At 70.8% G+C, this 14,656-nt stretch carries 14 protein-coding genes; 10 read left to right on the top strand and 4 right to left on the bottom strand.

The genetic code is table 11. The features are described from left to right. The first annotated feature begins 3 nt into the window (after window positions 1–3). Entirely contained in the window at window positions 4–1,686 is a 1,683-nt protein-coding gene (locus JMJ56_RS05175) for a Na+/H+ antiporter (RefSeq protein ID WP_202830506.1), read from the top strand. Window positions 1,687–1,765: 79 nt separating this feature from the next. Here JMJ56_RS05175 and JMJ56_RS05170 read toward each other — a convergent pair whose 3' ends face one another. Continuing rightward, a complete protein-coding gene (locus tag JMJ56_RS05170; RefSeq protein ID WP_202830505.1) occupies window positions 1,766–2,710 on the bottom strand; it encodes a metallophosphoesterase in 945 nt (314 codons plus the stop codon). Between the two features lie 218 nt (window positions 2,711–2,928). On the opposite strand from JMJ56_RS05170, the gene JMJ56_RS05165 reads away from it, so the two are divergent. Continuing rightward, window positions 2,929–3,891 carry an SDR family NAD(P)-dependent oxidoreductase gene (locus JMJ56_RS05165; protein WP_202830504.1) on the top strand — a complete coding sequence of 321 codons (963 nt, stop codon included), beginning with the start codon at window positions 2,929–2,931 and terminating at the stop codon, window positions 3,889–3,891. Between the two features lie 4 nt (window positions 3,892–3,895). Here the strand turns inward: JMJ56_RS05165 and JMJ56_RS05160 are convergent, their stop codons facing one another. Further along, on the bottom strand, window positions 3,896–4,561 hold the full coding sequence (locus tag JMJ56_RS05160) for a DNA-3-methyladenine glycosylase family protein (RefSeq protein ID WP_202830880.1): 666 nt from the start codon (window positions 4,559–4,561) through the stop codon (window positions 3,896–3,898). A 74-nt stretch (window positions 4,562–4,635) separates the two neighbouring features. Between JMJ56_RS05160 and JMJ56_RS05155 the strand changes: the two genes are divergently transcribed. Further along, window positions 4,636–5,031, top strand: a complete 396-nt coding sequence (locus JMJ56_RS05155) for a gamma-glutamylcyclotransferase family protein (protein ID WP_202830503.1) — start codon at window positions 4,636–4,638, stop codon at window positions 5,029–5,031. A 6-nt stretch (window positions 5,032–5,037) separates the two neighbouring features. On the opposite strand, the gene JMJ56_RS05150 is transcribed toward JMJ56_RS05155, so the two are convergent. Next, complete coding sequence (locus JMJ56_RS05150) at window positions 5,038–6,171, bottom strand: M20/M25/M40 family metallo-hydrolase (protein ID WP_202830502.1); 1,134 nt, start codon at window positions 6,169–6,171, stop codon at window positions 5,038–5,040. 119 nt (window positions 6,172–6,290) lie between these two features. Here JMJ56_RS05150 and JMJ56_RS05145 point away from each other — a divergent pair, with 119 nt between their 5' ends. Further along, window positions 6,291–7,088 (top strand): hypothetical protein, encoded by a 798-nt coding sequence (locus JMJ56_RS05145; protein WP_202830501.1) that lies wholly within the window; start codon window positions 6,291–6,293, stop codon window positions 7,086–7,088. A 4-nt stretch (window positions 7,089–7,092) separates the two neighbouring features. Then, a complete protein-coding gene (locus tag JMJ56_RS05140) occupies window positions 7,093–7,827 on the top strand; it encodes an aspartate/glutamate racemase family protein (protein WP_202830500.1) in 735 nt (244 codons plus the stop codon). Window positions 7,828–7,832: 5 nt separating this feature from the next. Here the strand turns inward: JMJ56_RS05140 and JMJ56_RS05135 are convergent, their stop codons facing one another. Beyond that, on the bottom strand, window positions 7,833–8,828 hold the full coding sequence (locus JMJ56_RS05135) for a Bug family tripartite tricarboxylate transporter substrate binding protein (protein ID WP_202830499.1): 996 nt from the start codon (window positions 8,826–8,828) through the stop codon (window positions 7,833–7,835). A gap of 230 nt (window positions 8,829–9,058) precedes the next feature. Here JMJ56_RS05135 and JMJ56_RS05130 point away from each other — a divergent pair, with 230 nt between their 5' ends. The 5 genes from JMJ56_RS05130 to JMJ56_RS05110 all read left to right on the top strand — a co-directional run bounded on the left by JMJ56_RS05130 (window position 9,059) and on the right by JMJ56_RS05110 (window position 14,650). Then, on the top strand, window positions 9,059–10,849 hold the full coding sequence (locus JMJ56_RS05130) for a glucan ABC transporter ATP-binding protein/ permease (protein ID WP_202830498.1): 1,791 nt from the start codon (window positions 9,059–9,061) through the stop codon (window positions 10,847–10,849). Window positions 10,850–10,941: 92 nt separating this feature from the next. After that, on the top strand, window positions 10,942–11,379 hold the full coding sequence (locus JMJ56_RS05125) for a CBS domain-containing protein (RefSeq protein ID WP_202830497.1): 438 nt from the start codon (window positions 10,942–10,944) through the stop codon (window positions 11,377–11,379). Between the two features lie 148 nt (window positions 11,380–11,527). Beyond that, on the top strand, window positions 11,528–12,511 hold the full coding sequence (locus JMJ56_RS05120; protein ID WP_202830496.1) for a TRAP transporter substrate-binding protein: 984 nt from the start codon (window positions 11,528–11,530) through the stop codon (window positions 12,509–12,511). Between the two features lie 180 nt (window positions 12,512–12,691). Next, the gene (locus JMJ56_RS05115) at window positions 12,692–13,225 is read left to right on the top strand and encodes a TRAP transporter small permease (protein ID WP_202830495.1); all 534 of its coding nucleotides are present in this window, start codon (window positions 12,692–12,694) and stop codon (window positions 13,223–13,225) included. A gap of 3 nt (window positions 13,226–13,228) precedes the next feature. Next, on the top strand, window positions 13,229–14,650 hold the full coding sequence (locus tag JMJ56_RS05110) for a TRAP transporter large permease (protein ID WP_202830494.1): 1,422 nt from the start codon (window positions 13,229–13,231) through the stop codon (window positions 14,648–14,650). Window positions 14,651–14,656: the final 6 nt, after the last annotated feature.

Below are 14,656 nucleotides of genomic sequence, written 5' to 3'. Positions count from 1 at the left end.
GGCATGGACCTCGTCGAACTGCTTCTGGCCCTGATCGGTGCCTGCATCGGCTTCGCGCTGCTCGCGCGGCGGCTGAACCTGCCCTACGCCATCATTCTCGTCCTGGGCGGGATGGTGCTGGCGCTCATCCCCGCCGTGCCGGAGCTGCGGCTGGACCCGGACCTCGCGCTCGCCTTCTTCCTGCCGCCGCTGCTGCAGGTCAGCGCCTACCGGACGGATTGGCGGGCCTTCCGCAGCAATCTCGGGCCGATCCTGCTGCTGGCGGTGGGGGCGGTGATCTTCACCGCCTTCCTGATCGGCGCGGTGGCGCGCTGGCTGGTGCCGGAGCTGCCCTGGGCGGCGGCCCTTGCCTTGGGCGCCATCGTCGCGCCGCCGGATGCGGTGGCCGCCGGTGCCATACTGCAAAGGCTGCGGCTGCCGCGGCGCATCGTCACCGTCCTCGAGGGGGAGAGCCTCATCAACGACGCCTCCTCGCTCGTGCTCTACAAGCTGGCGGTCGCGGCGGCGCTGGCGAGCGGTACGCTGGGCGCGGCGAGCGGGGTGGCCAGCTTCCTCGTGCTTGGCCTTGGCGGGATCGTCGTGGGCTGGCTGGTGGGCCGCGTCGCGCTTTGGGTGTTGCCCCGACTCGACGACACCATGCTGGAGACGACGACGGGCTTCCTCGCCGCCTATGCCTCCTACCTGGCGGGGGAGGCGCTGCATGTCTCGGGCGTCATGGCGGTGGTGACGACGGGCCTGGCCTTCGGCCGGGCGCAACACACCATCTTCAGCTATAATTCGCGCGTCACGACGAGCGTGGTTTGGCGTTTCGTCGAGTTCATCCTGAACAGCCTAGTCTTCCTGCTGATCGGCCTCCAGCTCAACCATGTGCTGGAGCGGATCGCCGGGCGCGGGATGCTGAGCCTCGCCGGCATCGCCGGTGGCATCGCGCTGGCGCTGATCGTCGGGCGCTTCCTATGGGTGTTCCTCGCGAGCTGGCTTCCGCGGCGCATCCCGGCCCTGCGGCGGCGGAACCCGATGCCGGACTGGCGGCACATCACGATCATCGGCTGGGCGGGGATGCGGGGCGTGGTCAGCCTCGCCGCGGCGCTGGCCCTGCCGATGGAATTTCCCGAGCGCGACCTGATCGTCTTCCTTGCCTTCACCGCCATCCTGGCGACGCTGGTGCTGCAGGGAACGACGCTGGAATGGGTGATCCAGCGCCTCGGCGTGACGCTGCCTCCTCATCCGAACGGGGTGAACCCGGAGGAGGCGGAAGGGCGCCGGCTGCTCGCCGTGGCGGCGCTGGCCGAGATCGAGCGGCGGATGGAAGACCCGCTGGAAGGCGCCATTGCCGCCGACCTGGTGCACGAATTCCGCGACCGGGCGGGGCACCTTCACCGGACGGCGACGAACCAGGGGGCGGCGATCGCCGAGCGAGTCGCACGGCGGCGCATCCGGCTGGCGGCGCTGGAGGCCTCGCGGCAGCAGCTCATCGCGCATTACCAGTCCGGGCATCTCGACGAGGAGGGGCTGGTGAAGCTGGAGCAGGAACTCGATCTCGAGGAGCTCCGGGTGCGGCAGGTGCTGGGCGACGACCGAACCGAAGGTCAAAAGCGGGAGGATGCCAAGCGCCGGAAGGCGATGGAAGCCGCCGCGGCCGAAGACGGCGCCATGGTGACCGGCAAGGCGGTGGCGGGGGCTTGAGCCTCGCAGGGCAGCCGCCGGATACAGGCCGGTAGGGCGGATGCCTGCGCCGGTCCCTGCCGCGATGGTCCGCCAGGCTTCAGGCGAGTTCGACCAGCGTGACCTCCGGCGGCATCCCAAACCGGATCGGCAGCGCCGAGTTGCCGATCCCGCCGGAGACGACGAGGTGCCGCCCCTCCTCCTCCACCGCTCCATAGGCGTAGCGGTTGCCGTAACGGCTTGGGACCAGCGGCGAATAGCCCCGCAGCCGCACCTGCCCGCCATGGGTGTGCCCCGAAAGCGTCACCCCCACATGCTCGGGTACGCTCGGGAAGATATCGGGCTCATGCGCCAGCAGGATGCTCGGCGCACCCTCGGGGATGCCGGCGAGCGTCCCCTCCAGGTCATGCGCCCCATGGATGGCACCACCGCGTCGATAGGCCCACTGGCTTCCGAGGCCCGCCAGCCACACCTCCCGTCCATGATGCATCAGCCGGCGAAGGTCGTTGTGCATGACGGGCAGCCCGGCAGCGGCGAAGGCTTCCGCCGCCTCAGGCAGCATCCGCAGGCCAGCCTGGGCCGCCGGGCATTCCCACCAGTCATGGTTGCCGAGCACCGCATGCACCCCGAGCGGCGCATGCAACCCCGCCAGGATCTCCGCCACCTGCCGCATGGTCGGCCGTTCGGCGATGAAGCGCCCATCCGCCAGGTAATCGCCCAGCAGGACCACAAGGTCCGGCCGCAGCCCATTCGCCATGCCGACCGCGCGCGCCAAGTGCTCGACCGGCGTCTGCGGCCCGCCGGCATGCGGGTCGGCGATGATGACGATGGAGAGAGGCAGGTCCCGCGGCCAGCTCGGCGGGGCCAGGCGGTAGCGGACCAGCTCCAGCCGCGGCTCATGCGCCCCGCCGCGCCGATGGGCGCCGAGCCAGCCGAGCAACCGGCGCCGGCCCGGCCGCCGCGCCGGCGCCGTGCGCGCCAGGGCCTCCGGCCGGGACTCCGCGCCGGCCGGGAGGCCGGCAAAGGCTGCCACTTCCGTCGTCATGCCTGGTCCTGTCCAAACCCCGCGCTGCGCGGGCAGCCCCTAATCTAGGCTCTCGCGCCTTGCTGAAAAGCGAAGCCGCTGCACTGGCGCTCGAATGGCATGGGATGGCCGCCCTGAAAAGCACCATTCGCCCGCCCAAGCCGGGAACGGGCGCCCACGGGACCGGTTGAGGCCGCAGCCCTGCCAAAGGTCCGGCCGCCTTGTCCAGACCACTTATCATGCTCCTCGCCTTTCTCCTCGCCGCCTGCGCCAGCCAGCCAGGGCGGGAGGAGATCGCCAACCGCACCTATGTCGTCACCGGCGCCTCCAGCGGGTTCGGCCGCGGCGTCGCCACGCGCGTCGGCGCGCAGGGGGGGAACGTCGTCCTCGCCGCCCGTCGCGCCGCGGTGCTGGAGGAGGTGGCCGGCGAGATCCGCGCTGCCGGCGGCCAAGCCCTCGTCGTCCCGACCGACGTCAGCCAGCCCGACCAGGTCGAGGCCCTGGCCGCGGCGGCCGAGGCCCGCTTCGGCCGCATCGATGTCTGGGTGAACAACGCCGCCGTCGCCAGCATCGGCCGCTTCGAGGAGATTCCCGTCGAGGACCACGCCCGCGTCGTCGACGTGAACCTGAAGGGCGTCATCTACGGCAGCCACGCCGCGCTGCGCCGCTTCCGCGTCCGGGGCGGCGGCACGCTGGTCAACATCGCCTCGGTCGAGGGCCGCGTGCCGATCGCCTACCATGCGAGTTACAGCGCGACGAAGCACGCCGTCATCGGCCTGGGCAATGCGCTGAACCAGGAACTCCGCCTCGGCGGCCTCGGCGACCGCATCGCCGTCTCGACCGTCCTGCCCTGGGCGGTCGACACGCCCTTCTGGCAGCATGCCGGCAACTACAGCGGCCGCACGCCCCGCATGGTGCTGATGGACGGGCCGGACGAGGTGGTCGATGCCATCATCCGAGTCTCCGTCCGCCCGACGAGCGAACTCGCCGTCGGCTGGAAGGCGAAGGGCGCCGTCCTCGGCCAGCGCATCTGGCCCGGCCTCGCCGAACGCATCGCCGGCGACGTGGTCCACCGTGCCCAGATGGAGAGCGGCGCACCCGCCCCGCCGACCTCCGGCTCGCTCTACGCCCCGGTTGCGGAGGGCACCGGTGTCGCCGGCAGTGCCCGCGCCCGGATGGCGCGGGAGGACGCCGCCCGCTGAGCCCCTATTGCGGCTTGAACACGCTCCGCTTCGCCGCATCCGCCGCGCGCCAGAGATACCAGGCGGCGACGCTGCGCCAGGGCTTCCAGGCCTCGCCGATCGCCGCCAGCTCCTTCGGCTTCGGCTGCGCCTCGAGGCTGGCGGCCACCTTCCACCCCTCCCGCACGCCGAAATCATCGACCGGCAGCACGTCCGGCCGCCCCAGCGTGAAGATCAGCAGCATCTCCACCGTCCAGCGCCCGACGCCGCGGATGGCTACCAGCCGCTCGATCAGCGCCGCGTCGTCGTAGCGCGCGCAGGCCTCCCGCGTCGGCACCAGCCCGCCTGCCGATTTTTCGGCGATGTCGCGGATCGCGGCGACCTTGGAGCCGGAGAAGCCGCAGCCCCGCATCGCCTCCACCTCCATCGCCAGGATCGCCTCCGGCGGCGGGAAGGCATGCGCCGGATGCAGCGCCAGCAGCCGGCCGAGGATCGCCTCCGCCGCCCGGCCATGCACCTGCTGATGCGCGATGGCGCGCACCAGCGCCTCATAGGGCTCGCGCGTCACCGGCTCGAGCGTGCAGGGGCCGATCTGCTTGATGACCTTCTTCAGCATCGGGTCATGCTTCAACGCCCGCTCGGCGCGGGACCAGTCGGGACGTTCGGTCTGCTTCGGGCTGTCGCCGGCCATGTCGCTCATCGGTTGGGTTCTATCCCGGCGGCGCGGGCTTGCGCCATGCCGCCCGCGCCCAGAATGCTTCGCCCATGCCCGAACTCTACGCCGCCTATGGCAGCAATCTCTCCCATGCACAGATGCAGGCCCGCTGCCCCGGCGCGACCGTCGCCCGCGGGCTGCTGCTGCCCGGCTGGCGGCTGGTGCTCCGCAGATTCGCCCTCATCGAGCCCGACCCGGCCGCCGCCTGCCCCATCGGCCTCTGGCAGGTGACGCCAGCGCACATGGCGAGCCTCGACCGCTACGAGGGCCCGCACACCTATGAGCGCGCCCGCCTCGCCCTGCCCGATGGCGGCGAGGCATGGATCTATCACGAGCTCGCCTTCCGCCCTGGCCCGCCATCCGCCGAATACGTGGCGCGGCTGCGCCAGGGCTACCGCGACTTCGGTTTCGACCCGGCGCCGCTGGAGGCGGCGCTGGCCGCCTAAGCCGCCTCACACCACCTGCAGGAGCCCCGCCAGCAACTTCGCCCGCGGCACCAGGCTGTCGAGCAACAGGTGCTCCTCCAGCGTATGCCCGCCGGCGCCCTGCACGCCGAGCCCGTCGAGCGTCGGGATGCCCATCGCCCCGGTGAAATTACCGTCCGAGCCGCCACCCGCGCTCTGCGAGCTGATGTCGAAGCCCATGCTCTGCGCGATCCGCCGCGCCGTGCCGTAGAGCTCCATCCCTCGCGCATCCGGCTCCCAGACCGGGCGGGTCACGCCGCGCCGCACCTCGAGCTGCACGTCGTTCCCCGTCGGCCGCAGCGCCAGCATGGTCTCGACGGCGCGGTCCAGGTCCTCCTGCCGCTTCGCCATGGAGAGGCTTTCCGCATCGCAATGCGTCGCCACGCAGTTCACCCACTGCCCGCCATGGATCACGCCGACCGAATAGGTGACGTCATCATTCGTCAGCGCCTCGATCGCCACCACCTGCCGGCACATCTCGCGGATGGCGCTGCGCCCGTCGGCCAGCCGCGCCCCGGCATGGCTCGGCCGGCCGGTGGCGCGCAGGTTGAAGCGGGCGATGGCGTAGCGGCCGGTCACCACGCCGCCATCCGGCCGCGCCGGCTCCGGCACCAGCACCACGGCATGGCGCGCCGCCTCCGCCTCGATCAGGTCCCGCGTCGAGGGCGAGCCGATCTCCTCGTCGCTGGTCAGCAGCACCGTCACCGGCCGGCTTGTGGCGATGCCGGCCCGGATGAGCTGGCGGATGGCCTCAAGGGCGATCCAGTTGCCGCCCTTCATGTCGTAGACCCCGGGGCCGTAGACCCGGTTGCCCTCGACGCGCCAGGGCAGCGGCTCCAGCGTGCCGACGGGGTGAACGGTGTCCATGTGGCCCATCACCAGCACGCCGGGCAGCGACGGGTTCGGATGCGGGAAGGTGGCGCGGACGCAGGGGCCGTAGCCCATCCGGCCAGGGATGGTCTCGATCCGCGCCCCCATCAGCGCCAGGTCGCGCGCCGCGATCTCCATCACGCGGGCGACGGCGGCGGCGTCGAAGGTCGGGCTCTCGCATTCCACCCAGGTGCGCAGGCCGGGCAGCATCGCCTCGGCATCGAAGGGCAGGTCGAGGACGGGCTGGTCCATGCGGCATCTCCGGGTTGCTGAGGAGGAGCCTGTATCCGTCGCCGCCATCCGGCAATGGCATCCTTGCGCGGCTACGCCCTCCCTGCCGCCCGCGCCTTCCGGCTGCTAGGCTTCGTGGCATGCAAGCGCCGCCCCCCCGCCTCATCCCCCAGGCCGGCCCCGCCGCCTGGGCCGGCTCCGCCCTCAACCCAGCCGATTGGATGATCCCGGCCGGCGCCGAAGCCGCGGCCGAGCTCGCCGAGCCCGATGCTGCGCAGCGGCCGCAGCTCACCGCCTTACTGCGGCAAGTCGCCGAGCGGCTGGAGGAGGGCCGAGGCTTCTGCCTGTTGCGCGGCCTCAAGCTTGACCTGCTGGCCGAGCCGGAGGCGGCCTTGATCGCCCTCGGCCGCCTGCTCGGCCAGCCTCTACCGGAAGCCCAGTCCCCCCCCCCGGACGCCTTCCATGCTGACCTGGCGGATGCCGTGGCGCTCCTCTGCCTCGGCGGTCTGGCCGAGGGCGCCGTCAGGCTGGTCGCGACCGCCGCCTTGCACAATTCGCTGCTGAAGGAGGACCGTGCGGCGCTTGCCGTGCTGCATCGCAACTTCCCCTATGGCGAGGCGGCCGCGCTGCCGGTCTTTTCCACCGCCGAGGGGGTCTTTCTCAGCCATCTGGACCGGGCAGCGATGAACGAGACGCGGCTTGACCCCGCCCAGCAGGCGGCCCTTGCCGCGCTGGAGGCCGCGGCGGAGGCGCCTGGCCAGGCCCTCGCCCTGCCGCTGCATGCTGGCGACCTGCTGCTGGTGAACCCGCGCCTTGCCTGGCTGCGCATCGCGGCGGAGGCGCCCGCCTTGCGCTGGCTCCGCCTCGACCGGCCCGGCCCGCGCTCTCTCCCCGCGGCCTTCCGCAAGGCGGCCTCCAACCCGGCGGCCGGGGGCTGAGCCGATGCGAATCCTGGTCGCCAATGCCAATACCACTGAGGCCATCACGGCGCTCTGTGCCGCCGCGGCGCGTGCTGCCGCCGGCCCGGGCACAGAGATCCTGCCGGCGACGCCGCGCTTCGGCCCGGTGGTGATCTCCTCCCGCGCCGAGAACATCGTCGCTGGCCATGCCTTGCTGGAACTCCTCGCCATCCACGCCGGCAAGGTGGATGGGGTGCTGCTGGCCGTCAGCCACGATACCGCGCTCGAGGCCGCTCGCCAGCTCATGCCCTGCCCGGTGGTCGGCATGACCGAGGCCGCCTGCCTCACCGCCTGCCTCGCCGGGGGCCGCTTCGGCCTGGTGACTTTCGGCGGGACGGAAACCTACCGTGAGCGCATCGCCCAGCACGGGCTGAGCGGCCGCCTCGCCGGCCTCGCCGGCCTGGAGGCGACGCCGCAGGATGCGGTGCGGGACCCGGAACGGGTGGCGCGCCTGCTGCACGGCGCCATCGGCCGCCTTGCCGCGGAGGGATCCGATTCGGTGGTGCTGGGCGGCGCGGCCCTGGCCGGCATGGCGCCCCGGCTGCAGCCCGACGCACCCGTGCCGCTGCTGGACGGCATCGCCTGCGGTGTCCGGCTGCTGGAGATGCTGGTCGCGCTCGGGCTGCCGAAGCCAGCCCTCGGCAGCTTCGCGGCGCCGCAGGGACGCGAGGTGGGCGGCATCGATCCGGCGCTGGCCGCCCTGTTCCGCGGCAGCTGAGTGGGCTACTCGGCCGTCGCCCCCGACTTTCGGACCACTTCCGTCCACTTCGCGATCTCGGCCTGGATGAACCGCTCGAAGGCTTCGGGCGTGGTGCCGCCATCCGGCGTCAGCCCGGGCGCCATGCCACCGAGATCGGCGATCTTCGCCCGCGTTTCGGGCTCCTTCACCACCGCGTCGATCTCGGTGCCGAGGCGGTCGATGATCGGCTTCGGCGTCCGCGCCGGCGCCTGCACGCCGAACCAAGCCGTCGCTTCCACATCAGGGAAGCCGGCCTCCGCCGTGGTCGGCACGTCCGGCAGCGCCGGGCTGCGCTGCTTCGTCGTCACCGCCAGCGGCCGCAGCCGCCCCTCGCGCAGATGGCCAATGACGGAAGGCAGGTTGTCGACCGCGACCTCGATCCGTCCGGCGATCACCTCCTGCAGCATCGGTCCTGCGCCGCGGAAGGGAACGTGCTGCATCTGGATGCCCGTCGCGGATTTCAGCAGCTCCCCGGTCAGGTGCAGCGAGGTGCCGATGCCGGAGCTGCCGTTGTTGAGCCGCCCCGGCCGTGCCTTGACGTAGTCCACCAACTCCCTGAGCGTCTTCACCGGCAGGCTGTTGGTGACGAAGATGGCATTTGGCACCTGCAGCATCAGGCCGGCCGCCGCCAGGGCGTCCGGCTTGTAGGGCATTTTCGCCCCATACAGGCTGTAATTGATCGCCCCCGAGCTCACCGTGCACATCAACAGCGAGTAGCCATCCGGATCGGCTTGGACGACGGCATCCGAGCCGATATTGCCGCCCGCGCCCGGCCGGTTCTCGACGATGACGTTCTGTCCGAGCCGCTGCGTGAGCCGCTCGGCGAGGATGCGGGCGGCGATGTCGGTGGTGCCCGCCGGGGTGAAGGGCACCACAAGCCGCACCGTGCGGGCTGGCCAGGTTTCCTGCGCATGGGCAAGGGCCGGGGCGGCGAGCAGGCCGGCCCCGGCGGCGAGTGCCGCGCGGCGGGTCACGTTCATTGGAAGTTCCTCCCTTTTATCGTGCCGCATAGGTGGCGGTGCGGCCGGCGCGCCGTCAACCCTCCCGGCACGGGATCGTTCCGCAAAACGCAGGGAACTCCCGGCGCCCTCCGCCGATCCCATCCCGGTGTTGCCGCAGGGGTGGCCTTGCCCTTCGGCGAGGCTTGCCTATTACGGCATCGGATGGCCCGGCGCCGCCGGGCATGGGGACCACTCACAGGGGCGCCGGGATGGATTTTATCAGGCTCTACGGGCGGGTCCTGAAGCTGCTGTGGAAGGACCGCTGGGTGGCGGCCGGCCTGGCGACCGCAAACATCGCGCTCGCCGGGCTGCTCTTCCTCGAGCCGGTCCTGTTCGGACGGGTGGTGGACGTGCTCTCCCACGCTTCGACCAGCACGCGGGACCAGGTATGGGAGCGCGCCTTCGCCCTGCTCGCGCTCTGGAGCGCGGTCGGCCTCTCCGGCATCGGCGCGACGGTCGCGGTCTCGTTGCTGGCGGACCGCATGGCCCATCGCAACCGCCTACTCTCCATGCACAGCTACTACGAGCATGTGCTCGCCCTGCCGCTCTCCTTCCACGGCGACATCCAGTCCGGCCGGCTGATGAAGGTGATGCTGGTCGGCGCCGACAACCTGTTCAGCATCTGGCTCGCCTTTTTCCGCGACCATCTCTCGACCTTCGTCGCAGCGTTGGTCCTGCTGCCGCTGACGCTGGCGATGAACTGGCGCCTCGGCCTGCTGCTCCTCGGCCTGGTCGTGGTCTTCGCCGTCATCACCGCCTTCGTCATCCGCCAGACCGAGACGGCGCAGGGCAAGGTGGAGATGTTCCAGTCCCGCCTCGCCGGCACGGCGCAGGATGCGCTCTCCAACGTCATCGTCGTGCAATCCTTCACCCGCATGGCGAGCGAGGCGCGCATGTTCGGCGACATCGTGCGCCAGGTGATGGATCACCAATTCCCGGTGCTGAACTGGTGGGCCGTTGTCTCGGTGCTGACCCGCGCGGCCAGCACGCTGACGGTCATCTCCATCTTCATCCTGGGCACCCTGCTGCATCTCGACGGCAAGGCGACGGTCGGCGAGATCGTCAGCTTCATGGGCTTCGCCATGCTGCTGATCAACAAGCTGGAAGGCGCCGTCGCCTTCGTCTCGCGCCTCGTCTTCCAGGCGCCCGGCATCGCCGAGTTCTTCGAGGTGCTGGACGCCCGCACCAGCGTGCCGGAACGTCCGGGTGCCGTCTCGCTCGGCCGCGCCTCGGGTCAGGTGGTGTTCGACAAGGTTGCCTTCGCCTATCCCGGCGGCCCGCGCATCCTCTCCGACGTCGAGTTCCGCGCCGAGCCGGGCCGCACGCTCGCCCTGGTCGGCCAGACCGGTGCGGGCAAGTCGACGGCGATGGCGCTGCTGCAGCGGCTGTGGGACCCGGTGGGTGGCCGCGTCACGCTCGACGGCCACGACCTGCGCGACATCACCCTGGAAAGCCTGCGGCGCAACGTCGGCGTCGTCTTCCAGGAGAGCATGCTCTTCAATCGGACGATCAAGGACAACCTCTTGGTCGGCCGCCCGGACGCCACGCAGGACGAGCTGGAACGCGCCTGCCGCATGGCCGAGGCGCATGATTTCATCATCCGGCAGCCGAAGGGCTACGACACGCTGGTCGGCGAGCGCGGCGCCAGCCTCTCCGGCGGCCAGCGCCAGCGCCTCGCCATCGCCCGCGCCCTGCTGAAGGACCCGCCGGTGCTGATCCTCGACGAGGCGACGAGTGCGCTCGACGCCGCGACCGAGGCGCGGGTGCAGAAGGCGCTCGCCGCGCTGATGGCGGGCCGCACCACCTTCATCATCGCCCATCGCCTCTCGACTGTGCGCGATGCCGACGAGATCCTCGTCTTCGAAGGCGGCCGGATCGTCGAGCGTGGCAGCTTCGACACGCTGGTGCAGCAGGGCGGCCGCTTCGCCGAACTGGTGAAGACGCAGCTCACCGCCAGCGCCCCGCTGACCGCCGCGCAGCCCGTGAAGGCGGCGGAATGAGCAGCCCCGCGGCGCCGCTTTTGCTTGCAACCGGCGCGCGCGGCGGCGCAGCCTGCCCGATCTGAAGGAAGACCAGTTCAAGGGAGGCACCCATGGTCATCGCCGCGATCCTGAAGACGAAGGGTAACCGCGTCATCTCGCTCGGGCCCGATCAGACGGTCCTTGACGCTGCTCGCCTTCTGGCCGAGCACCGCATCGGCGCTGCCCTGGTCCGCGGTCCCGGCGGCGAGCTGCTCGGCATCCTGAGCGAGCGGGACATCGTCGGCGGCATGGCGGCGCATGGCCCCGGCACCACCGGCCTCCAGGCGACCCAGTTCATGACCCGCGATCTCGTGACCATCCGTCCGGAGACGCTGGTGACGGAAGCGCTCTCGCTGATGACGACGCGCCGCGTCCGTCATCTACCTGTGCTCGATGCCGGCGGCGGCCTGGTCGGCATGATCTCGATCGGCGACTTGGTGAAGGCGCGCATCGAGGCGGCCGAGCAGGAGGCGGAGGAGCTGAAGCATTACGTGGTCTCCGCCGGCTAGGGCGGCTTCCGCGCCAGCCTATCGTCCGCTCGGGCAGAGCACTCGGCCAGATGCTTCCACCTGACCGGGGCTTGTACCAAGGCCCCTTGTTGAGGAGCCGATTTCCGGGCTTCACTCGCCGCCGGTAACGAACCGGGGGCTTTCACGCATGACCATCACCCGCCGCGCCACGCTGGCGGCGCCGAGCCTGCTGGCCGCCTTGGGCCTCGCACCCGCCCGGGCGCAGACCAGGTGGCAGCTCGCCAGCGCCTATCCGGACGGCAATTTCCACACGAGGAACCTCCGCGAGTTCTGCGCCGATCTCGATCAGGCCACCGGCAGCAAGCTGCAGGTCCAGCTGCACGGCAACGCCTCCCTCCTGCCCATGCCGCAGATCAAGCGCGGCGTGCAGACCGGGCAGGTGCAGATCGGCGAGATCCTGCTGACCGCCTATTCCAACGAGGACCCCTTCTTCGACGCCGATGCCGTGCCGTTCCTAGTGCCCGACTTCGCCGGCGCCCGGAGGCTGGCCGAGCTGCAGCGCCCCTATATCGAGGCCCGGCTGGCCCGCCAGGGCCTCTCGTTGCTCTACACGGTCACCTGGCCGGCGGCCGGCTTCTACACCCAGGTGCCATTGACCAGCCTCGACGTGCTGAAAGGCAGCCGCTTCCGCACCTTCAGCCCGCTGACCAACCGATTCGCCGCGCTGGTCGGTGCCAACCCGGTGCTGGTCCAGCAGGCCGAGCTTGCCCAGGCCTTCGCCACCGGCATCGCCACCGCCATGGTGACGAGCGCCCAGACCGGCGTCGACACCTCCGCCTGGGATTACGCCAAGGTCTTCACCCCGGCGACCTTCTCGATGACGAAGAACGCCATCCTGATCTCCCGCCGCGCACTGGAGGGGCTGCCGGCCGACCAGCAGGCCGCGGTGAAGGCGATGGCGCAGAAGGCCGAGGACCGCGGCTGGACCTATGCAGCGGAGGCGCAGAAGGCCTCCGAGGCGAGGCTCGCCGAGAAGGGCCTGACGATCGGCACCGTGTCGCCCGCCGTCATGGCCGAGCTGAAGCAGATCGGCAACACCATGACCGAGGAATGGGTCCAGCGCGCCGGCGAGGACGGCCGCAAGCTGGTCGATGCGCTGCGCGCTGCCTGACCATGGCTGCGGCGGCGCTGCCTGGTTTACGGGCAGCGCCGCCTGCCATGCCATCTCCGCCATGCCATGGCCCCTTGCGGCCTCCCGACCCGGCGGCGATGGTGCCGGGCCGGGACGTGCCATCAGGGGGCTTGCACCAATGCCGACCATCCGCCGCGTCTTCGGAGGCCGCTGACCCGCATGCGCCGCCTGCTCGACGTGCTCTATGCCCTGGGCGCCGGCCTCGCCGCCCTGTCGCTCTTCGCCATCTTCTGCGTGATGATGGCACAGGTCGTGCTGCGGGAGATGCAGCTCCAGCTCCCGGCCGCCGACGATGTCAGCGCCTATCTCTGCGTCTCGACCACCTTCTTCGCCCTGGCCGCCACCTTCAAGCGCGGCGAACTGATCCGCGTCGGCATGGCGCTCGACAGGCTGGGGCCCGCCGCCCGGCGCTGGGCGGAGCTGCTGGTGCTCGGCCTCGCCGCGGTGCTGATCGCCTATGTCACCTTCTGGACCGCGCAGGACATGTGGTTCAGCTGGGAGATCGAGGAGGTGGCGCAGGGCACCGTGCCCATCCCGCTCTGGATTCCGAAGCTTGCCGTGCCGCTCGGCACCGGCCTGCTGCTCATCGCCATCCTCGATGAGTTCGTCACCGTCCTCGGCGGCGCCAGGCCGGGCTATGTCGTCGCGGCCGAGGAACGCGCCGCGGCCGGCGACTTCTCGGCGGAGGTCTGACCGATGGATCTGCTGACCTTCGCCCTGCTGCTGCTGGTGCTGCTGTGCATCCTGCTCGGCGCCGGGCTCTGGATCGCCATGTCGCTGGCCGCTGTCGGCTATATCGCCATGGTCTTCGTGCATCCGAGCCCGGGGCTGTTCCTTGCCTCCTCCTTCTGGGAGGCGACCGGCTCTTGGACGCTCGCGGCGCTGCCGATGTTCGTCTGGATGGGCGAGATCCTTTTCCGCACCAAGCTGTCGGAGGAGCTGTTCAACGGCCTCGCCCCCTGGGTGCGGCGCATCCCGGGCGGCCTGCTCCACGTGAACATCCTCGCCTGCGGCATCTTCGGCAGCGTCTCCGGCTCCAGCGCCGCGACCTGCGCGACGGTCTCGAAGATCGCGCTGCCGGAGCTGAAGCGGCGCGGCTACGACGAGAACGTGGCCGTTGGCAGCCTCGCCACCTCCGGCACCCTCGGCATCCTGATCCCGCCCTCGATCATCATGGTCGTCTATGCGGTGGCGGCCGAGGTCTCGATCATCCGCGTCTTCATCGCCGGCTGCATCCCGGGCCTGCTCGTGATGCTGCTCTTCAGCGCCTATATCGCCATCTGGGCGATGCTGAATCCGTCGAAGCAGCCCAGGGCGGAGCCACGGATGAGCCTCGCCGGGAAGCTCCGGGCGAGCGCCAAGTTGATTCCCTGTGCCGTGCTGATCGTCGTCGTCATCGGCACCATGTTCGTCGGCTGGGCGACGGCGACTGAGGCGGCGGCCTTCGGCGTGCTCGGCGCCCTGCTGATGGCGGCCGGCTGGCGCACCGGCGCCGTGCTGCTCGCCGCCGACCTGCTGGCCTGGGCCTTCGGCGTCATCGGTTTCTCCGAGGTCTGGCCGATCGCCTTTTTCGCGCTCCTCGGCCTCGCCGCGGGCGAGAGCGTGCTGACCTGGCAGGCCTTCCTCGACAGCGTGAAGGGCGCGACGCGCCTGTCATGCATGATCATGTTCATCCTGGCGGGCGCGGCCTTCCTCACCAAGGCGATGGCGCTCACCGGCATCCCGGCGGCGCTCGCGGAGGGGGTCGTGCACCTCAACCTCGGCCCCTATGGGCTGATCGCCATCCTCACCGTCGTCTATGTCCTGCTCGGCACGGCACTCGACGGCGTGTCGATGATCGTGCTGACCACCTCCATCGTCATCCCGCTGGTGCAGCAGGCGGGGTTCGACCTCGTGTGGTTCGGCATCTTCATCGTGCTGCTGGTGGAGATCGCCGAGATTACGCCGCCTGTCGGCTTCAACCTCTTCGTCATGCAGACGATGACGGGGAAGGAGCAGACCGAGGTGGCGATGGCCAGCCTGCCCTTCTTCCTCATGCTGGTGCTGACCGTGGTGCTCTGTACCCTCTTCCCGGTGACGCTGGTCACCGGACTGCCGGACCTGCTGCTGTCGCGGTAGCGGGGC

The organism is Belnapia arida, assembly GCF_016773205.1.
Taxonomy (GTDB): Bacteria; Pseudomonadota; Alphaproteobacteria; order Acetobacterales; family Acetobacteraceae; genus Belnapia; species Belnapia arida.
The sequence above is the reverse complement of the archived record's forward strand: the minus strand, read 5'-3'. Positions and strand labels throughout refer to the sequence as shown.